The following is a 17,684-nucleotide window of genomic DNA, read 5'->3' as shown; positions in this document are numbered from 1 at the left end:
ACGAGTGCCGCTTTGTCTTCAATGGGGGGAAGATCCATGCACAAGGACATGACGGGCGAACTTTCGCCTGAGACCGATTTCGACACGTTTCTGAAGGTCGATATCCGCGTTTGGCACGGTGGCTTGGCGGAGGGGTTTCCCAAGGCGCGCAAGCCCGCCTACATCCTTCATATCGATTTCGGCGAGGCGATCGGCATCAAGAAGTGCTCGGCGCAGATCACCAAGCACTACACGCCGGAGACGCTGGTCGGACGGCAGGTGATGGCGGTGGTGAATTTCCCGCCGCGCCAGATCGGGCCGCTCATGTCGGAGGTACTGACCGTCGGCTTCCCCGATGAGGAAGGCGCGGTGGTGTTGGGGGGACCCGACAAGCCCGTGGCAAATGGCGTGCGTTTGTTCTAAGATTGTGTTGATCGATGGGCGGGGGGATGGTGTTTGTCGCTCATCCTTCGAAACTCCCGCGCGTGCGGGCGTCTCGAAGGATGAGCGACGTATTCCGATCCCCTCTACCCCTGTCCCCTAGTCCGGTATTCGGACCTCGGCCCGCAGGCCGCCGAGGGGGTTGTCTTCCAATGTCAGGTCGCCGCCGTGGCCACGGGCAATGTCACGGGCGATGGTGAGGCCGAGGCCCGTGCCGCTTTCGTCCAAATTGCGGGCCGCATCGAGCCGCTGGAACGGACGGAATGCGGTTTCTCGGTCTTCTTCGGGAATGCCGGGGCCGTCATCCTCCACCACGATCGACAGCCAGCCGAACTGATGCCTGCCGGTGATGTCGACGCGGTTCCCGTGGCGCGCGGCATTGGCGACGAGATTGGTGAGGCACCGGCGGAATGCGCTCGCCTTAACCCGCGCAATGGGCTTGCCGTAAAAGCGTGAGGTCGCGGTGGCCCCGCCGATCTCCGCGTCGCCCTCAAGCTCCTCGACCATCAGCGATATGTCCACATCGGAGGGAAGCTCGTCGCCGTCGCCGCGTGCAAAGGCCAGATAGGCCTCCAGCATCGAGTTCATTTCCTTGATGTCGCGCCTGAGGTCTTCTGTCTCCTCGCTTTCCTCGATTAGCGCCAGTTGCAGGTGGAAACGGGTGAGGATCGTGCGCAGGTCGTGATTGACGCCGGCCAGCATGATCGTGCGTTGTTCGATCTGGCGTTCGATGCGTCGGCTCATGCGCTGGAAGGCGGTAGAGGCGCGCCGCACCTCTTCCGCTCCGCGCGGGTGGAACTGTTCGACCGGGTGCCCCTTGCCGAAGCTCTCCATGGCGTTGGCGAGTTGCTGGATCGGCCGGATCTGGTTGCGCAGGAACAGGAGCGCCACACCCAAAAGGACCACGGAGGTGGAAACCATCCAAACCAGGAAGATATGGGAATTGGAGGCGTAGATCTGGCTGCGCCGCGTGATCACCCGCAGCACGTTGTGCTCGAGCTGGATGCGGATTTCGACGAATTTCGAGCGGCCCACCGTATCGACCCAGAAGGGGCGGCCGATCTGGGTGCGGATTTCCTCCGACAGCGCGCGGTCGAGCAGGGAGAAGAACGGCTTGGGTCGCGGCGAGGGCAGGGGGGCGGGCGGCAGCACCGATATCGACAGGCGCATGTCCTGGTTGGCGATCTGGGTGATGGTCTCGAAATTGGCGTCCTGCGGATAGGCTTCGATGACCGAGATCGTCGCCGCGATTTCTCCGACGACAGCCTGCGACAGGCGCTGTGTCACCGTCTCCCAGTGCTTCTCCATGAACAAGTAAGCAATGAAGGACTGTAGCAGCAGCATGGGAAGGACGATGATGAGGATCGTGCGCGGAAAGAGGCCCTTGGGCATATGCCGCCGCAGCCACTGGGCGAAGATGCAATAGAGGCGGAGCGGAGATTTCAGGAAGCTCAACCTATGGGCTGCACCGGCAAGCGGGCTCAATCGTTTCATGAGGCTTGAACGAAACTCCGCTAGGGTCATCGACGGGTCAATCGACAAGCAAACGGTAGCCGATACCGCGCACCGTCTGGAGATAGAGCGGATTGGAGGGATCGGTTTCGATCTTCCGGCGCAGGCGGTTGATCTGGACGTCCGCCGTTCGTTCCCCCTTGCCGATTTCTCCGCCGACGATCAGATGGCGCGGCACGGTCTCGCCGTGGCTTTCGGCGAAGATCGTCATGATCTGCTTTTCGCGATCGGTCAGGCGAACCAGTTCGTCGCCGCGCTTCAGCTCCATGCGGTCGGTCTGGAACGTGTAGGGGCCGAACCGGATCTCCCGAGTTTGTTCGGACTTGTCGGTGCGCCCACGTTTCAGAATGTTGCCGATCCGGAGCAGAAGCTCGCGCGGTTCGAAGGGCTTGGGTAGATAGTCGTCGGCGCCAAGCTCCAGGCCGTGGATGCGGTCATCAGATTCAGCGCGCGCCGTCAGCATCAGGATGGGCACCTGGGAGTGCTGGCGGATATCTTGAGCGAGATCGAAGCCGCTTTCGCCGGGCATCATGATGTCGAGAATGAGAAGGTCGAAATCGAGACCGCGCAACCGGTCGCGCGCTTCGGCGGCCGATGCGGCGAGGTTGACGCGGTAGCCGTGTTCGCCCAGAAAGCGCGATAGAAGTGTGCGGATGCGGTTGTCGTCATCGACGATCAGCAGGTGGGCCGCATCGTCGGCCGGAACAGGGCGGTTTTGCGCTTGCATCGTCTCTTCGGTTTCCTCGCTCAGCCGGTCCGCATTCTAGTGTTTGCCGGCAAGGCGGGCGACATGGGGGTGTTCGGTGTCGTTGATGATGCGGTACAGGAACTGACGGGCGATATCCTGCCCGCCTTCCGGCAATCCGCTTAATGCCTTTTACAGTCTGTGCGATTGCGGCACGGGCAGCTGGTGGCTCAAGGCTTTCCCCCCTTCGCGGTCGGATAGAGTCGCCGCTGTCGCCGGTCGTGCAAATCTGTTCGCTGTTTGATGAAGCCCTCGTCGACGAGCTGCTTCAGCACCCGGCCGAGGCTCTGCTTCGTGATCTTCAAAATGTCCAGCAGTTCCATTACCCGAATTCTCAGTTTGCGCGAGACAAAATGAACCACGCAGTGGTGCGCCCGGCCGAAGCCGTATTCCGACAAGATCGCGTCCGGATCGGATATGAAGTCGCTATAGGCGAAAAAAAGCAGCTCGATCAGCTCGTAGTGCAGATCCTTGGACCCTTGCGAGCCGTCACCATTGCCTGTTGACGCGCCGCCATCCGCCCAAGATTTAGTCGCATTGAAATTTACGTCATCCATATTGACTTATTTCGGACCTATTGTTACACAAAATACGATCTCGACGAAACGTTTGAACATTTTCCGCCCGCCTTGGTTCGATCCGTTGCTTTTTGCCGGATCAGCGTGGGGAGAAGATATCGATACTTTCGCTGCGACGTAAAGCTGCCACCTAAGGGGATGCCTTTAGCGCCGATGTCGGGGCGGATATCGCAACGCAGTCAAGCTCCCTTGAGGGAGCGCAACAACTTAATAATGCTGGAGATGAGGAAATGGCCGGGCCTGCATTCGACCAAATGGACGGTGAGATCTGGTTTGACGGGGAATTCATCCCGTTCAAGGACGCAAAGATTCATGTGCTGACGCACGGGCTTCACTACGCGAGCACGGTGTTCGAAGGCGAGCGTGCCTATTCGGGGCACGTGTTCAAGCTTGATGAACACACGGACCGCCTGCTCCGTTCGGCCCAGATTCTGGATTTCAAGATTCCGTTCACGGCGCAACAGATCAATGACGCCACGAATGAGCTGCTGAAGCGTGAGAAGCTGACGGAAGCCTATGTGCGCCCGATTGCATGGCGCGGCAGCGAGGCTCTGGGCGTGTCGGCTCAGCAGAACAAGATTCACACCGCGATCGCCGTGTGGGAGTGGCCGAGCTACTTCAAGCCGGAAGAGAAGCTGAAGGGCCTTCGTCTGGATATCGCCGAATATCGTCGTCCCGATCCGCACACCATCCCGTGGAATGCAAAGGCTGCCGGCCTTTACATGATCTGCACGCTGTCCAAACACGCGGCAAAGCACAAGGGATACGCGGATGCGGTGATGCTCGACTGGAAGGGCGATGTTGCCGAAGCGACCGGTGCGAACATCTTCTTTGTGAAGGACGGCGCGCTGCATACGCCGAAGCCGATCTGCTTCCTGGACGGCATCACCCGTTGCACGGTGATGGGGCTTGCCCGCGATCGCGGGATCGAGGTGAACGAGCGCACGATCAAGCCGGAAGAGATGGAAGGATTCGAGGAATGCTTCCTGACCGGTACGGCCGCTGAGGTGACCCCGGTTGCCGAGGTCGGACCGTATCACTTCAAGCTTGGCAAGATTTCCGAGCAGCTGATGCACGACTACGAAGCTTGCGTGCGTGCGGTCGGTGCCGCCGCGATCGCAGCCGAGTAAAGCTCGACGGCCGAAGGCCGAAAGCATCTGAAATGAAAAGGCCGCCCGCAGTTCATCTGCGGGCGGCCTTTTTCGTTCAAAGCGGATCGGCTCAGGTGTGCGGCATATCTCCGGCGCGGAACATGTGACCGTGCTCCGTGATCACCACCACCACGAGGGCTGCGATCGACAGGATCGCGAAGCCGGTCGTGAAGGGGATAATCGTTCCGTCGAAAGCCTGACCGATGAAATAGCCGGGAATGGTGCCGCCGGTGGTGCCGACAAAACCGATGATCGCGGCGGCGGAGCCCGCGATATGGCCGATTGGCACCATGGCGAGCGAATTCAGATTGGCCATCATGAGACCGAAGCAGCACATGGCGGCCGCCATGAGCGGGGCGAAGGTCCAGATCGAGTCGAGCCCGAGATTGGCGATCAGTGCGTGGATCACGTAGATCACGGCCATCGTCGCCATGGCGTAGTGTGCGATGACACGCATGCCGAGCTTCACGACGAAGCGGGAATTCAGCATCGAGGCAACGGCGATCGACAGGGCGATGCCGGCGAAGACCAGCGGGAAGGCAGCGCCCATGTCATAGACGTCGACCATGATCTGCTGCACGGAATTGAGAAAGCCGAACATGCCGCCGAACATGAGGGCGACCGCGATCATGTAGCCGACCGTCTGGCGGGTCGTCAGCGTGATGCGGTAGTTGGTCATGATCGAGCTGAAGGAAATCCGTGTGCGGTCTTCCGGGTGCAGCGTTTCGGGGATGTGCAGGGCCGTCCAGCCGGCCACGATCGCGCTGCCGATGGTCAGAAGCCCGAAGATCCAGCGCCAGTGCCCGGCCAGGATCATCAATTGCCCGATACTGGGGGCGATGACTGGAACCAGGATGAAGACCATCATGGTGAGCGACATCACCCGCGCCATCTGTCGGCCTTCGAAACAGTCGCGCACGATCGCAAAGGCGAGCACGCGCGGGGCGGCCGCGCCCATGCCCTGCACGAACCGGGCAAGCAGCAGCAACTCGAAACTCGGTGCGCTCGCCGCCCCGATACCGGCAAGGCAATAGATCACCAGTCCGACCAGCAGCACGGGCTTGCGGCCGAAGCGGTCGGCAAGCGGGCCGTAGAGAAGCTGCGTGAAACCGAAGCTGATGAGGTAGGCGGAGAGAATGAGCTGACGGTCGTTGACGTCGCTCACGCCCAGATCGTTGCCGATATCCGGCAAGGCGGGAAGCATGATGTCGATCGCCAGCGCGTTCAGCATCATCAACGATGCGATGAACACGATGAATTCGGCGTAAGGGATACCGAGGCGCGCATAGGCGTCCGATTGGGTCGAACTCATCTGAGGTCCTTGCAAGAACGGATTTGGAGGTGGCGGGCAAGAGGCAGCAGAACACACCGACCGAGACCTGCCTGGATCAAGCTGGCATGATTTTAATGTCTACCAAGCTAGACGGCCGGGACGAGACGTCAAGGCATTGACGCACGTCCTCGCTCGACCCAGCGAACATATATTCGAATGTCAGGCGGCCCGCCAGCGCTCTGCAGCGGCATCGTCGCGGTCGTGAGCCTCGACCCACCCGCCGCTGGTGCCGTCCGCCAGCCATTCCTTCTTCCAGAAGGGAGCGCGGGTCTTGAGATAGTCCATCAGGAACTCGGCAGCCTCGAAGGCGGCGGCCCGGTGCGAGGAGGTGGTGACCACCAGCACGATATTGGAGCCCAGTGCGAGCTTGCCGTGGCGATGGATGACGGTGATGTCCTGCAGGGACCAGCGCTCGGCGGCCTGTTCCGCGATACGCCGGATCTCGGCTTCCGCCATGCCCGGATAATGTTCCAGTTCCAGTGCGGAGAGCCGACCGTCCTCGTCCCGGCAAAGACCGGTGAAGGTGACGATCGCGCCGATATCGGCCCGGCCCTCGGTCAGGTGAGCGATCTCGGCGGCCGGGTCGAAATCCTCCGGCTGGATGCGCACGGTGATCGACATCGGCTCAGCCGCCCGTCATCGGGGGAAAGAAAGCGACCTCGCACGCATCGCCGAGGGGAGCGTCATGCTCGATATGCGTCTGATCGGCGGCGACGCGAATGAGCTCGGGGCGTTCGAAGGCGGATTCGTATATTCGGGATCGCGCTTGCGCAGGGAAGTGAGCAGGTCTGCCGGTGTGGTAACCTCCGCGGGCAGGGCGATCTCTTCCTCCGGCATGCCGATGTGCTCGCGCACCCAGGCGAAATAGAGGATCTTCATCACGGTTCCTCGATCAAGTGGCCGATACCGGCTCTGAAGTAGTCGTATCCGGTATAGAGCGTCAGCAACCCGGAAATCCAGAGCAAGGTCAAACCGATCAGCGTCGTGCCGGGCAGAATCTTGTCTCCCGCGGGACCGGCGAGCAGGAAGCCGATGGCCACGAGCTGCGTCGTCGTCTTGTATTTCGCCATTTTCGTCACCGGAACGCTGACCTGAAGTTCGGCCAGGAACTCGCGTAGGCCCGAAACCAGGATCTCGCGGCACAGTATGACGATGGCGGGAATGAGGGACCAGTTTCCCACGGTGCCTTCGGCGGCCAGAACTAGCAGGCAGACGGATACTAGCAGCTTGTCAGCGATCGGGTCGAGCATGCGGCCCAGGGCCGATTGCTGTTTCCACATGCGTGCAAGGTAGCCGTCGAAAAAGTCGGTGATGGCGGCTGCGACGAAGATTCCCAACGCCGTCCAGCGGGCGGCATTGCCGGGAACGTAGAAACAGGCTGCGACGGCCGGAACCGCGAGGATTCGTCCGTAGGTCAGCAGATTGGGAAGGGACAGGGCAACGGAAGCGGACATTGCGGCTCGTGTCGGGCTGAACAGGCGGCGCGCGTGGCCGTGCGGGTCGCCGTATCGCGAAAAGCGGTTGAGCCTGAAGCGGACATGCGGTCGGTCCGACCGCTTGCTTCAGGAAGGGCAGCACTGCCTACACGCTTATGCTGCATCGCGAGACAAGCACGGTGTGGGCTTGTCCGTCAATTCGCCAAGGAACGGATCCGGATACAAATGAGGGGAGGGGCCGTTTCCGGCCGCACCCGATCACACGGCCGACGTAGCGGTATCCTGATTAAGCTGGCTGTAAGCCGATACGACTCGGTTACGGCCGTTGTTCTTGGCGACATAGAGCCGGGTATCGGCGCAGGCGAACAGGGAATCGAAATCGGTCGCCTCGATCGGCGCGGTGGCGACGCCGATGGAAATCGTCGATCCGCGGAAGTTCGTTTCGGAGTGAGTGTTGACGGCCTCGCGCAGGCGTTCGGCTATAAGGGCGGCCGCGGCCGGTCCGAGGTTCGGGCTCAGGACGATGAATTCCTCGCCACCGTAGCGGAAGAGCTGATCGTCGGGCCGCAATCCTCGCGACAGGGTTATCGCCATGGCCTGCAGCACCTCGTCGCCCACCTTGTGCCCGAAATTGTCGTTGACCGACTTGAACTGGTCGATGTCGATCGCGAGAAGGCTGATGGGCTTGGCGGCGATGGTTTCTTTCTGAAAGGCCTCGGTCGCCATCAGTTCCAGCTTGCGCCGGTTGAAGACGCCGGTCAGCGCGTCGCGGCCGGTCTGTTGGAGCAGATCCTCGTACCGTTCGCGGAACGTCAGCATGTAGAAGATGTCGGCGATGTTGCGCCCCTTGACGGAGTGCTCGGCCGCCGGCTCCTCGTGCTCGACGAAACGGAGGTAACCGATAATCATCACACTGAACACGAAGGCTGCGCACACTTTCGCCATCCAGTCGCCGATCATCGCTTCGAACGGGGCGCTGGAATAGACGTGGAGCGCGATGAAGAAGCCCGCCTGATCGAAGCTCAGGATCAGGGCGTCGCTGGTGAACAATCTCAGGATGGGGACGCGCCTGAACCAGGTTCCCAGATGCTCGTAGAGCAGGATGATCGCGATTGAATCGATGAAGAGCAGCGTCGTGCCCCAGACCATCAACTAACCCATCTCATCGACGAAGTGGATGTCGGGCAGACGGTCGGGCGAGATCTCGTGACTGCGCAGGATCATGAATGTAGAGCATCAGGATTATCATCAGCTTGCCGGAAAACAGGATCGTGGAGCCCGGCGAAAGCTGGCCGAAGGGGAGCTGGATGTAAAAGACGCTGGCCAGATAGGTCTCGAGGAAGTGCATCACGCCGATGGCGCACATGAACACCCCGATGCCGAAGCGTCGGCGACCGTAGAGCAGCCCCGCCATGATCGTGAAGTAGAGCAGAGCCTCACACAGCAGAAGGAAAAATTCTTTTCGATCAAGTTCAATCCCCAGCGTCAGGCGTTCTTCGGCTGCGTGCGCAGATGCGTTGCATGGTGCGCCTCGCGTCGGATTGTTTCGGTGTTTTGGGGCGGCGAGAACCCGTTGCGGTGTAACGCCATGCTCGATCTGCTGAGGTGGTAACACGAAATCCGTTAATTCTTACACCGAAATTCCTGTCCCCGTGAGGATTCCGAAGCGGAAGATCCCCTAGGAGACGCGGTTCTAACGGTTCGGTGCAAGATCTCCGAGCGCGTCCAGCAACGGCGCGATGTGCGGCTCGTAACGTTTCCAGCGCTCCAGGGAGGTCTTGTAGATCGGTTTGCGGACCTGATCCTTGGAGAACGTGCGCACCTGCCTCTCTCCCTTGTAGAATTCGAGGCAGTCATCGTCCCATTCCAGACCTGTTTGGGCGATCAGGGCGCGGCTCTGGCCTTCCTGATCGGAGACCATTGCCTCATAGGACTGCTCGTGGATTTCGACGGACAGAACCGATTTCCAGTGCTCCATCAGGTCGCGGTAGAGGCGGAAATACTGGCTGAGCGTGCTCTGGCTGCGGTTGTACCTGTGCTCGCTGCCCAGAGCCTTCGAATAGATGGAAATGCAGCAATCGACCGGCTCGCGCGTGCAATGGATGAAGGTCGCGCTGGGAAAGAGCAAGGCCACCAACCAGAGATGCTCGAAGTTGTGGGGCATCTTGTCGGCGACGCGGTTCGTATTCGGCGCCAGCTTGTCGAGAAGTGTCAGATACTTCCGGCTTATGCGCTTGAAATCCTTCTCCTTCATCGCCTGTGCGTTGTCGGCGAAGATGCCGGGCTTGTCGGCACCGAAGCTCAGCGCCTGTCCCTGATGGGTGAAGAAGCTCAGTTCGCCGACACCGGCTGCGCGCGGGTGGCGGTTGATGATCTGTTCGGTCAGCGTGGTGCCGGAGCGGGGCATGCCGAAGATGAAGACCGGTTTGGCGCTGTCATGGCCCATTTCGCGTCGTTCCTCGAAGAACGTGTGGGTGAACACCTCCTTCATCATTTCTACGTGCTGCCGGTAGGCGTCCACGTTGTCGTCGGGATAGATCAGTTCGTGTCCGCGATCGTAGTGTTCGAATGCCTTGCCCGGATCGCCCGCGTCGTCCTACATGGCGGCAGCCGCGAAATGCAGCCGGCTCAAGGCCCTTGGACTGTGTCCATTCTCCGTGGCGATCGCCTTTTCCAGCTCGGGAATGTCCTGCGGGTCGCGTGTGCGTCCGTTGAGCTGTGAACGTGCGATGTAGCCAAGCGAATGATAGCCGTTGGTCGACTTGATGATCTGCCTGAAGAAGTCTTCCGCCACCTTGCTGTCGCCGAGCGCGAGCTTCAGTTCGCCGTATTGCCGTATTCCTGCAAGGTGCCGATGTGTTCCGGCTCCAGGGCGAGCGCACGCTGAAGGGATTGCTCCGCCAGCTTTTCGCGTCCGGCCTTGCGATATGCGGCGCCGAGCGCGGCATGCATGTCAGGGTTTTTCGGCTCAAGCGCAACCGCCTTGCGGGCCGCCGTAATGGCGTCTTCGTCCTCGTCGAAGTTGCGAATAGGCACGGGAGAGTTCTTCGAAGACGAGGCCCTTCTTCTTGGCGACCTGCGCGGCCTTTTTCAGGAAGTCCAGCCGCCGGTAGTCATTCCCGGCATCGCGGGCGGTCATGGCGAGCGAGAAGTTGACGCGGGCATCGCGCGGTTCGACCCGGTACAGCTCTTCCAGGAGTGGCAGCGCATCGTCCACCCGGTTGACCTCCAGAAGGTCGAGTGCGTGCTGAAACATCGTCTGAGCTTGCATGCCGTGCATATGTCTTGCCTGCGGTGTGCCCGCAGTCCTTAGCCGTTTTGAATGAATCCGTCGCGGACGGCTGGGCCTTAGCGGAAATCCTGTCGTCTCGAAATCGGATATCGAGCATCAGGCGTGCGGGCGCTCTTCGCCATGATCATTCCCCGTCCACTCATTCGTGGAAGTGGTCGTAGATCGTCTTGGCGGTGGCTTCGGAAATGCCGTCTACCGCGATCAGATCGTCCACCCCGGCCTTGGAGACGGTTTTGGCGGTGCCGAAATGGCGCAACAGGGCGCGCTTGCGCGTGGGGCCGATGCCGTCGATCTCGTCGAGCGGGTTCTTCGCCATTTTTTTCTTGCGTCGCGCACGGTGGGTGCCGATGGCGAAGCGGTGGGCTTCGTCGCGCAGGCGCTGCACGAAATAGAGAACCGGATCGCGCTCCGGCAGCATGAAGGAGGGGCGGCCCTCGACGAAGAATTTCTCGCGGCCCGCATCGCGGTCGGGCCCTTTGGCGATGCCCACCAGCGGCACGTCGGTGACGCCAATCTCCTCCAGGGTTTCGCGCACGGCGCGCAACTGCCCCTGACCGCCGTCGATGAGCACGAGATCGGGCCAGGCCGGTATGGCCGTCGTGTCCGTGGTCTCTTCGCTCGTCTCCTCGCTTTCGGAAGCTGGCTGCGTCTCGTCCGGGCGCTCCTCGGCGTGCTCCTTCAGGAGCCTTGAGAACCGGCGGGTAAGGACCTCGCGCATCATGCCGTAGTCGTCGCCGGGGACCAGGTCCTGCGACTTGATGTTGAACTTGCGGTACTGGCTTTTGGCGAAGCCTTCCTGGCCGGCGACGATCATGCCGCCCACCGCATTGGTGCCCATGATGTGCGAGTTGTCGTAGACCTCGATGCGCCGCGGCACGCGCGGCAGGTCGAAGGCCTTGGCGACGCCCGCCAGAAGCCTCGCCTGACTGGATGTCTCGGCGAACTTGTGCCCCAGTGCCTCGCCCGCATTGGTCAGCGCGTGTTCGACGAGTTCTCGCTTCTCGCCGCGTTTGGGCACGGCCAGTTCGATGCGGCGTCCGGCACGTTCGGAAAAGGCCTCGGCCAGCAGCTCACGCTCCTCCGGCTCGTGCGAGAGCAGCACGAGTGTCGGCGTTTCCTTGTTGTCGTAGAACTGGGTGAGGAACGAGCCCAGCACCTCTTCGGCTTCCAGTGCCTTGTCGGTTTTGGGAAAATAGGCGCGGTTGCCCCAGTTCTGGCCAGTGCGGAAGAAGAACACCTGAATGCAGGTCTGGCCGTCTTCCTGATGGACGGCGAAGACGTCGGCCTCGTCCACATTGTGCGGATTGATGCCCTGGTGGTGCTGCACGTGGGAGAGTGCGGCCAGCCTGTCCCGGTAGATTGCAGCCGTCTCGAAATCCAGAACCTCTGAGGCCTTATCCATCGCCTCGGCCAGTTCGTTGTGTACGGTCTGGCTCTTGCCGGAGAGAAACGCCTTGGCCTCGTCGACGAGCCGGGCATAGCCTTCCATGTCGATCTCGCCGGTGCACGGCGCCGCGCAGCGCTTGATCTGATGGAGAAGGCAGGGCCGGGTTCGGTTGTCGTAGTAGCTGTCGGAACAGGTCCTGAGCAAGAAAGCCTTCTGCAGAGCGTTGATGGTGCGGTTGACGGCGCCGGCGGAGGCGAAGGGGCCGAAATAGTCGCCCTTGCGGGTGCGCGCGCCGCGATGCTTAGTGATCGCAGGAGCCTCGTGATCGCTGGTGATCAGGATGTGCGGGAAGGACTTGTCGTCGCGCAGAAGAACGTTGAAGCGCGGGCGCAGCCGCTTGATGAGGTTCGCTTCCAGAAGAAGCGCTTCGGCTTCCGTGCGCGTCGTGACGAATTCCATCGTCACGGTGGCCTGCACCATCCGGGCAATGCGGTTCGAGAGCCCTTGCAGCCGGGTGTAGTTGGTCACCCGCTTCTTCAGGTTGCGAGCCTTGCCGACATAGAGCATGTCGCCGTCCGCATTGATCATGCGATAGACGCCCGGTGTATTGGGCAATTGCCGCACGAAGGCCGCGATGACCTCGACCCCGCGCACCTTCTTAGCCGGTGCGGCGGCCTCGACCTCGGGAGCTGACGTGTCTTTCGATGGACCTTCGCTGTCGTTCATGCGCGATATCTGGTCAGAGTCGGGGGAACATGCAAATCAAAGCATGTCCGTTATTCCACGATCTGCGTCACATCGGGCGTCTGCCATGCAATGTGCTGGCCACCGTCCAGGGCGATCATTTGACCGGTAATCGAGGTCGTTTCCACCAGAAAACGGATGGCGCGGCCGAAATCGTCAAGCGCCGGGCCGCGGCCGAGAGGCAGGGCGGCGCATTGCGCTTCGAAATTGGCCTGCTGCTGGCGAGGGCTGGCGAGCGCGGGGCCGGGACCGACGGCATTGACACGAATGCGCGGGGCAAGCGCCTGAGCAAGCGTGCGGGTTGCCGCCCACAGGGTCGATTTCGAAAGCTGGTAGGAGAAGAAATGTGGTGTCGGCTTCAGCACCCGCTGGTCGATGATGTTGACGATATTGCCCGTCATGTCGTCGGCAAGCGCGTTGGCCATGGCCTCCGCCAGAAGGCAGGGCGCACGCACGTGAATGGCGAAATGATCGTCGAACAGGGCGGGATCGAGCGTGCCGATATCGTCCCGCTCGAAAATCGAGGCGTTGTTGATGAGAAGCTGCGGCGGGCCCAGGGTGCGGGTGGTCTCCGCAACCAGACCCGGCAGGGCTGAGATGTCGCGCAGGTCCGCCCGCAGGACATGTGCCCGGCCACCTGACTGGCGGATTTCGTCCGCCAGCGTTTCAGCTTGTTCGAAAGACTGGTTGGCGTGAATGGCGACGGGCCAGCCATCGGCAGCCAGATCCCGTGCGATCGCACGTCCGATGCGTTTGGCGGCGCCTGTGACGAGTGCCGTGCCTTCCCGCTCTTGTTTCACCCGGTCCCCCTTGCTGTTGCTGCGATGATCAGGCCACCTTTCCTGCAGCGAAGATCATGAAGATGTAGAGGCAGTAGCCGGCGACAAGGGCGAGCCCCAAAGGCCAGCGCAACCTGCAACGCGTGAATGCGAAAATGGCGAGCAGAAGGGTGGTCGCCATCATCACCCAGATATCGTAGCGCATGATGGCGGGCAGCACGTCAAGCGGTACTATCACCGCAGTCAGGCCCAGAATGGCGACGATATTGAAGACGTTGGATTCCAGGACGTTGCCGAGCGCGACGGCGGAATGTCCGCGAAGCGTGGCCATGACGGTCGTGGCGAGTTCGGGCAGCGATGTGCCGAGCGCGATCACCGTGAGACCGATCGCGGTGTCCGTCACTCCCCAGCTCCGTGCGATCTCGAAGGCGCCAATCACCGCGAAATGACCGCCGAGCGGCAGGCCGATCAGTCCCACGATCATGAAGTCCACGGCGACCAGGTATCCTCCGGGGGATTCCTCGAATTCCTCAAGTTCCGCGATCTGATCTTCGTCAAGGTTATCGCTGTTGCCTTCGCGATATTCCCGGCGGCGGCACTGGTGACGGCGCATCTCGCGGTAGGAATCGAACAGAAAAAGTCCCAGCAGCGCCAGCAGGACGATGCCCATGGCTCGGTTCAGCGTTCCGAAGGTGCACATCGCGGTGAAAATGACCGAGACGGCGACCAGGAGGGCGGAGTTCTTGCGCACGCTCCGTTCGGTGCAATGGGTCGTGGCGATCAGTGCAGGGATGCCCAGAACGAGCAGCACGTTGGCGATGTTCGATCCCACGACATTGCCGACGGCGATACCGGAGACGCCGTCCAGCGCGGAGCACAGCGAAATCACGAGCTCGGGGGCGGAGGTGCCGAAGGCGATGATGGTGAGGCCGATGACGAGGGAGGGAATGCCGAGCGCGCGGGCAAGCGTCACCGAACCGCGGACCAGTGCATCACCGGCTAAGGAGTAGGACAATGAGACCCCCGGCCAGGCTGATGTAGTCGAGCATGCTTGTTATGTTCCATTCAGCCTGTTTCCCGAACGGCGAAATGCTGTTCAGGAACAGTGTCTTGAGTATGTTCTCATCGATCGGGCAAGCCGGGGCGGTCCGATCGGAAAGCACGTCGGATGTCCGGGTAAGGCGTGGGAGCCCGTGACGGTCCGAGTGCAGTTGATCGCTATATAGGTATTCGAATGGCCCGGTGAAACCCACGGGCGCAAAGAGCGGGGGATGATCGCGTCAGGACCGTTTGCGCCAGCGCCGTTCCAGGTGTTTGGCGATGCGCATGTGGCGGTAGATGGCGTGGTTCATGGCCGTCAGAAAGCCGTAGCGTCCGCGCAGGAAATGGCGGCGAAGGAAATAGGCCTTGAGGAAGGCGAAGGGGAATTCCGTCACCATGCGCCAGCCCGGCAGAACCTTGCCGCGCGCTTCCAGATCGTCGACCTGCATGTCGGAATAGCTGTTGAGCTTGCGCAATTCATCGCTCAGCGAGCGGATTGAGCGATGGTGTATGCGATGGCGCAGCTTGCCGATCCCGGTGCCCTCGGCAAGGTCCACGCGATCATGCACGGGGCTTGCGTTGTAGCGTCCGGCGTCGCGACGATAGAGCCTGACCGGGGCGACCGTGTAGCTGAAGCGGTGGGGCGTGCCTTCTCCGGGAAACTGTTCGGTGATCGGCACCCCATAGGCGCGTTGTGCCAGCTCTCCCGCCGCAAACAGTGCCTTGATCTCGGCGACCAGATCGGCGGGGCAGACCTCGTCCGCGTCGATGTTGAAAAGCCAGGGATGGTGGCATTGGTCTTCCGCAAAGCGCTTCTGCGGGCCGTAGCCGGCGAAGGCGTTCACCACGACACGGGCACCCTTTTTCTGCGCGATGGCGCAGGTCTCGTCGTCGGAGCCGGAATCCACCACCACGATATCGTCCGACAGGTCGCGCACGGCGTCGAGCGTGGGACCGATGCGGTTCGCTTCGTTCTTGGTGATGATGAAGATCGACAGCGGCGGTTTGGGCATCGCGGTTCACGGCATGTGGCGGTTGGACTGCGGACAGGCGTTCGAGCGGCCGGGACCGGATGTCAGAACTTCAAGCCGTTCGACGGTGTTTTACCCGTATGACGATGAACGGTTGAGAGGGGCGCATAGGGGCAAATGTACGGTTGCGATGCAAGCAGTTTACAGATCCCTAACCATGCGCCGAATTACCATCGATTTGACGCTAATTATCCTCAATTGCCTTCTTTTATCGCCACATTCCGAGATCACGTTCAGGTCCGTATCGCAATCGCAAACGAACTCAATCCGTACGCAAAACGCATACAAGTTGGAGTACCCTCCATGAAACGCCTTCTCGGAACTCTTCTTGCCGGTACAGTCATCGGCGGTGGGGTCGTCGCGCCAGCCCTGGCAGCAGATCTGCCCGAGCCCACAGCGCCGGAGGCCTATTCTTCTCCCGCGCCCGTGCCTCAGGAACGGTTCTACTGGACCGGCTTCTATTTCGGTGGAACGCTCGGCTATGGCTGGGGCGATCGGGATGCCAGCGGTCCGTCGACCGGCAGCTTCGGCATGGGCGGTCTCGCCCTGGCGGATCGCGAATGGTCCCGGCGGTGGATCGGATGACAGCGAGGTGACCGCAGGCTGGACGCTCGGTGCCGGTGTGGAAGCGGCGCTGACCAACCACCTCACCGCACGTGCGGAATACCTCTATGCTGATTTCGGCAATGAGACCTTCGATTTCGGAGGAACCAAGGTGAAGTCCGATTTCGATGAGCATATTGGCCGCGTCGGCATGAGCTACAAGTTCTAGCTCAGTCCTCACGGGGGCAAGAATACGAGCGGTCCGGTCGTTGTTACGGCCGGGCCGATTTTTCGTTTAGCTTTTCACCCGGGTCCGCTCGAAAGCGGGAACCGCCGCGGAGAATTCGTCGAGCCATGCGACGAGGCGCGGGTGATCCTTGCGCCAGATCCCGTCGAAGCGCAGGTCGAGTAGCCCAGCGCGCAAGAAAGCCCGATTATGCCCACATCGGGCTTGGACGTCAGGGTCGGGGGCGCAGCTTCCAGTTTGTCGAGCGAACGCGTGGCCTTCTGCCACTGGCGGTTGAGCCAGGGCTGGTACCACTTTTCCTCCGGCCGGAAGCGCTTTTCATAAACGATCTGCAGCGTGGCCTCGCAGAGGCCGTCCTCCGCCAGCGCCTGAAGACGCAAGGCTTCGAAGCGCGTTGCATCCTGGGGCACGATGACCCCGCCTCCGACACGATGATCGAGATAATCGACGATGACGCGGGAGTCGTAGAGCGCCTGGCCATCTTCGGTGATGAGCACCGGGATCTTGCCGAGCGAGTTCTGGTTCAGGAACGCGTCTTCGGGCGCCTCGGTATTCGTCGGCTCCATCTGGATGATGGCATCGAGACCGAGGATACTTGCGGCAAGAGCCACCTTGCGTCCGAAAGGCGAGGCTGGAGAGGTGCGAAGGATGACCATGGCGTGTTCTCCGGGCCGTGCGACGGCAGGTTGTTGGGCAGGAGGACGCACACGGGAACGGAAGGTCTGTGAAGGCCTTCATCCGATGCGTGAAAGATAGCCCGGCCGGAGACGTCCGACCGCTGTTTCTGTCGTCAGCGGCGCACGACGCGGCACTGGCCGTCGTGGACATGCCAGCGGTCGTAACCCGGCAGACAGGTTTCCGTGTTCCAGGAAAGCCAGACGAAGCCGGCGCGCTCTTCGATCATGTAATAGACGGGATGCTGGCGGCCGTTGGAAAGATAGGCTCGGGCGCGGCAATAGCGGTGGGCCAGCGGACTGGGATTGTCCTGCGTGAAACCGGTTTGGCCGATGAGATCTATCGTCTTGATGGCGATGGCTTCGCGGTATTCGGTGTCGGCGCTGGCGATCGTGCGGCGAACGGACGGCGCGGCGCAATCGGGCAGAGCGGCGCCGTGGCCGTTCGCGCCGGAATAGGCGCCTCCGGCGAAGGCCGGGGTGAGCAGCATGCTCATCAGGGCAGTGTCCAACACGAGAAAACGGGGCAGGGCGGACATCGATGTCCTCCGTTTCAGGTTGCTCAGAGCGGTTCGGGCGCTCGGTTGATGTCGCCCGCTCGGCGAGAACACGCTTCAAAATCGGTACGGCGTGCAGATCCGGTGCGATCGGGAAAACGGTCCGATCCGATTGGAACATGCTTGTCGTACTGCAAAGGTAGTCGGTCGGGCAAGGCACGGATGACACATGTGCGTGGGGCGAATCTCTGCGAATTCAAATATTCGTGCGGGG

Annotated in this window: 23 protein-coding genes and 1 pseudogene; 5 read left to right on the top strand and 19 right to left on the bottom strand. The window is 61.4% G+C overall.

The window, feature by feature from the left end; all coding sequences use genetic code 11:
- Positions 1-36 precede the first annotated feature (36 nt).
- The gene (locus QNJ43_RS12860) at positions 37-402 is read left to right on the top strand and encodes a tRNA-binding protein (protein ID WP_300470553.1); all 366 of its coding nucleotides are present in this window, start codon (positions 37-39) and stop codon (positions 400-402) included.
- 117 nt (positions 403-519) lie between these two features.
- Here the strand turns inward: QNJ43_RS12860 and QNJ43_RS12855 are convergent, their stop codons facing one another.
- Both QNJ43_RS12855 and QNJ43_RS12850 read right to left on the bottom strand, forming a co-directional pair.
- Positions 520-1,914, bottom strand: coding sequence for an ATP-binding protein (locus QNJ43_RS12855; protein ID WP_300470550.1), 1,395 nt, complete (start codon positions 1,912-1,914; stop codon positions 520-522).
- Between the two features lie 37 nt (positions 1,915-1,951).
- Entirely contained in the window at positions 1,952-2,659 is a 708-nt protein-coding gene (locus tag QNJ43_RS12850) for a response regulator transcription factor (protein ID WP_300470548.1), read from the bottom strand.
- Between QNJ43_RS12850 and QNJ43_RS12845 the strand changes: the two genes are divergently transcribed.
- On the top strand, positions 2,654-2,803 hold the full coding sequence (locus QNJ43_RS12845; RefSeq protein ID WP_300470546.1) for a hypothetical protein: 150 nt from the start codon (positions 2,654-2,656) through the stop codon (positions 2,801-2,803). The genes QNJ43_RS12850 and QNJ43_RS12845 overlap by 6 nt on opposite strands.
- A 44-nt stretch (positions 2,804-2,847) precedes the next feature.
- On the opposite strand, the gene QNJ43_RS12840 is transcribed toward QNJ43_RS12845, so the two are convergent.
- A complete protein-coding gene (locus tag QNJ43_RS12840; RefSeq protein ID WP_300470544.1) occupies positions 2,848-3,234 on the bottom strand; it encodes a MarR family winged helix-turn-helix transcriptional regulator in 387 nt (128 codons plus the stop codon).
- 251 nt (positions 3,235-3,485) lie between these two features.
- On the opposite strand from QNJ43_RS12840, the gene QNJ43_RS12835 reads away from it, so the two are divergent.
- On the top strand, positions 3,486-4,385 hold the full coding sequence (locus QNJ43_RS12835) for a branched-chain amino acid aminotransferase (protein ID WP_300470542.1): 900 nt from the start codon (positions 3,486-3,488) through the stop codon (positions 4,383-4,385).
- Between the two features lie 91 nt (positions 4,386-4,476).
- On the opposite strand, the gene QNJ43_RS12830 is transcribed toward QNJ43_RS12835, so the two are convergent.
- The 14 genes and pseudogenes from QNJ43_RS12830 to QNJ43_RS12770 all read right to left on the bottom strand — a co-directional run bounded on the left by QNJ43_RS12830 (position 4,477) and on the right by QNJ43_RS12770 (position 15,431).
- On the bottom strand, positions 4,477-5,718 hold the full coding sequence (locus tag QNJ43_RS12830) for a multidrug effflux MFS transporter (RefSeq protein WP_300470540.1): 1,242 nt from the start codon (positions 5,716-5,718) through the stop codon (positions 4,477-4,479).
- A 180-nt stretch (positions 5,719-5,898) separates the two neighbouring features.
- Positions 5,899-6,360: a molybdenum cofactor biosynthesis protein MoaE gene (locus QNJ43_RS12825; RefSeq protein ID WP_300470538.1), complete on the bottom strand. Its 462-nt coding sequence runs from the start codon at positions 6,358-6,360 to the stop codon at positions 5,899-5,901.
- Positions 6,361-6,364: 4 nt separating this feature from the next.
- Positions 6,365-6,618: pseudogene (moaD, locus tag QNJ43_RS12820) on the bottom strand (molybdopterin converting factor subunit 1).
- Positions 6,618-7,193: a CDP-diacylglycerol--glycerol-3-phosphate 3-phosphatidyltransferase gene (gene pgsA / locus QNJ43_RS12815; protein WP_300470536.1), complete on the bottom strand. Its 576-nt coding sequence runs from the start codon at positions 7,191-7,193 to the stop codon at positions 6,618-6,620. The pseudogene moaD and the gene pgsA overlap by 1 nt, the downstream one beginning before the upstream one ends.
- A gap of 240 nt (positions 7,194-7,433) precedes the next feature.
- Positions 7,434-8,324 carry a GGDEF domain-containing protein gene (locus QNJ43_RS12810; protein ID WP_346432966.1) on the bottom strand — a complete coding sequence of 297 codons (891 nt, stop codon included), beginning with the start codon at positions 8,322-8,324 and terminating at the stop codon, positions 7,434-7,436.
- A gap of 13 nt (positions 8,325-8,337) precedes the next feature.
- Positions 8,338-8,589, bottom strand: a complete 252-nt coding sequence (locus tag QNJ43_RS27155; protein ID WP_346432965.1) for a hypothetical protein — start codon at positions 8,587-8,589, stop codon at positions 8,338-8,340.
- Between the two features lie 279 nt (positions 8,590-8,868).
- Positions 8,869-9,696, bottom strand: a complete 828-nt coding sequence (locus QNJ43_RS12805) for a sulfotransferase (RefSeq protein ID WP_300470533.1) — start codon at positions 9,694-9,696, stop codon at positions 8,869-8,871.
- Between the two features lie 75 nt (positions 9,697-9,771).
- On the bottom strand, positions 9,772-9,969 hold the full coding sequence (locus tag QNJ43_RS12800; protein ID WP_300470530.1) for a hypothetical protein: 198 nt from the start codon (positions 9,967-9,969) through the stop codon (positions 9,772-9,774).
- A gap of 23 nt (positions 9,970-9,992) precedes the next feature.
- Positions 9,993-10,127, bottom strand: a complete 135-nt coding sequence (locus tag QNJ43_RS12795; RefSeq protein WP_300470529.1) for a hypothetical protein — start codon at positions 10,125-10,127, stop codon at positions 9,993-9,995.
- 16 nt (positions 10,128-10,143) lie between these two features.
- Positions 10,144-10,431, bottom strand: coding sequence for a hypothetical protein (locus QNJ43_RS12790; RefSeq protein ID WP_300470528.1), 288 nt, complete (start codon positions 10,429-10,431; stop codon positions 10,144-10,146).
- Between the two features lie 175 nt (positions 10,432-10,606).
- Entirely contained in the window at positions 10,607-12,580 is a 1,974-nt protein-coding gene (gene uvrC / locus QNJ43_RS12785) for an excinuclease ABC subunit UvrC (protein WP_300470527.1), read from the bottom strand.
- A 50-nt stretch (positions 12,581-12,630) separates the two neighbouring features.
- Positions 12,631-13,398, bottom strand: a complete 768-nt coding sequence (locus QNJ43_RS12780) for an SDR family oxidoreductase (protein WP_300470526.1) — start codon at positions 13,396-13,398, stop codon at positions 12,631-12,633.
- A gap of 28 nt (positions 13,399-13,426) precedes the next feature.
- Positions 13,427-14,392, bottom strand: a complete 966-nt coding sequence (locus QNJ43_RS12775; protein ID WP_300470525.1) for a calcium/sodium antiporter — start codon at positions 14,390-14,392, stop codon at positions 13,427-13,429.
- A 265-nt stretch (positions 14,393-14,657) separates the two neighbouring features.
- Complete coding sequence (locus QNJ43_RS12770) at positions 14,658-15,431, bottom strand: glycosyltransferase family 2 protein (protein ID WP_300470524.1); 774 nt, start codon at positions 15,429-15,431, stop codon at positions 14,658-14,660.
- Positions 15,432-15,752: 321 nt separating this feature from the next.
- Between QNJ43_RS12770 and QNJ43_RS12765 the strand changes: the two genes are divergently transcribed.
- Both QNJ43_RS12765 and QNJ43_RS12760 read left to right on the top strand, forming a co-directional pair.
- Positions 15,753-16,034: a hypothetical protein gene (locus QNJ43_RS12765; RefSeq protein ID WP_300470522.1), complete on the top strand. Its 282-nt coding sequence runs from the start codon at positions 15,753-15,755 to the stop codon at positions 16,032-16,034.
- Between the two features lie 7 nt (positions 16,035-16,041).
- A complete protein-coding gene (locus tag QNJ43_RS12760; protein WP_300470521.1) occupies positions 16,042-16,221 on the top strand; it encodes an outer membrane beta-barrel protein in 180 nt (59 codons plus the stop codon).
- Between the two features lie 74 nt (positions 16,222-16,295).
- Here QNJ43_RS12760 and QNJ43_RS12755 read toward each other — a convergent pair whose 3' ends face one another.
- Together QNJ43_RS12755 and QNJ43_RS12750 are read right to left on the bottom strand one after the other, a co-directional pair.
- Complete coding sequence (locus QNJ43_RS12755; RefSeq protein ID WP_346432964.1) at positions 16,296-16,895, bottom strand: glutathione S-transferase N-terminal domain-containing protein; 600 nt, start codon at positions 16,893-16,895, stop codon at positions 16,296-16,298.
- Positions 16,896-17,029: 134 nt separating this feature from the next.
- Positions 17,030-17,452 carry a hypothetical protein gene (locus tag QNJ43_RS12750; RefSeq protein ID WP_300470520.1) on the bottom strand — a complete coding sequence of 141 codons (423 nt, stop codon included), beginning with the start codon at positions 17,450-17,452 and terminating at the stop codon, positions 17,030-17,032.
- Positions 17,453-17,684: the final 232 nt, after the last annotated feature.

Source organism: Breoghania sp. (genome assembly GCF_030066895.1).
In the GTDB taxonomy this organism is placed as follows: domain Bacteria; phylum Pseudomonadota; class Alphaproteobacteria; order Rhizobiales; family Stappiaceae; genus Breoghania.
The sequence above is the reverse complement of the archived record's forward strand: the minus strand, read 5'-3'. Positions and strand labels throughout refer to the sequence as shown.

Bases quoted from the DNA above. Each gene is read 5' to 3' on its own strand.
- QNJ43_RS12855 (WP_300470550.1), bottom strand. From the start codon at position 1,914: ATGAAACGATTGAGCCCGCTTGCCGGTGCAGCCCATAGGTTGAGCTTC.
- uvrC (WP_300470527.1), bottom strand. From the start codon at position 12,580: ATGAACGACAGCGAAGGTCCATCGAAAGACACGTCAGCTCCCGAGGTC.
- QNJ43_RS12860 (WP_300470553.1), top strand. From the start codon at position 37: ATGCACAAGGACATGACGGGCGAACTTTCGCCTGAGACCGATTTCGAC.
- QNJ43_RS12750 (WP_300470520.1), bottom strand. From the start codon at position 17,452: ATGTCCGCCCTGCCCCGTTTTCTCGTGTTGGACACTGCCCTGATGAGC.
- QNJ43_RS12770 (WP_300470524.1), bottom strand. From the start codon at position 15,431: ATGCCCAAACCGCCGCTGTCGATCTTCATCATCACCAAGAACGAAGCG.
- QNJ43_RS12850 (WP_300470548.1), bottom strand. From the start codon at position 2,659: ATGCAAGCGCAAAACCGCCCTGTTCCGGCCGACGATGCGGCCCACCTG.
- QNJ43_RS12755 (WP_346432964.1), bottom strand. From the start codon at position 16,895: ATGGTCATCCTTCGCACCTCTCCAGCCTCGCCTTTCGGACGCAAGGTG.
- QNJ43_RS12830 (WP_300470540.1), bottom strand. From the start codon at position 5,718: ATGAGTTCGACCCAATCGGACGCCTATGCGCGCCTCGGTATCCCTTAC.
- QNJ43_RS12765 (WP_300470522.1), top strand. From the start codon at position 15,753: ATGAAACGCCTTCTCGGAACTCTTCTTGCCGGTACAGTCATCGGCGGT.
- QNJ43_RS12810 (WP_346432966.1), bottom strand. From the start codon at position 8,324: ATGGTCTGGGGCACGACGCTGCTCTTCATCGATTCAATCGCGATCATC.
- QNJ43_RS12840 (WP_300470544.1), bottom strand. From the start codon at position 3,234: ATGGATGACGTAAATTTCAATGCGACTAAATCTTGGGCGGATGGCGGC.
- QNJ43_RS12790 (WP_300470528.1), bottom strand. From the start codon at position 10,431: ATGTTTCAGCACGCACTCGACCTTCTGGAGGTCAACCGGGTGGACGAT.
- QNJ43_RS12795 (WP_300470529.1), bottom strand. From the start codon at position 10,127: ATGCATGCCGCGCTCGGCGCCGCATATCGCAAGGCCGGACGCGAAAAG.
- QNJ43_RS12835 (WP_300470542.1), top strand. From the start codon at position 3,486: ATGGCCGGGCCTGCATTCGACCAAATGGACGGTGAGATCTGGTTTGAC.
- pgsA (WP_300470536.1), bottom strand. From the start codon at position 7,193: ATGTCCGCTTCCGTTGCCCTGTCCCTTCCCAATCTGCTGACCTACGGA.
- QNJ43_RS27155 (WP_346432965.1), bottom strand. From the start codon at position 8,589: ATGGCGGGGCTGCTCTACGGTCGCCGACGCTTCGGCATCGGGGTGTTC.
- QNJ43_RS12825 (WP_300470538.1), bottom strand. From the start codon at position 6,360: ATGTCGATCACCGTGCGCATCCAGCCGGAGGATTTCGACCCGGCCGCC.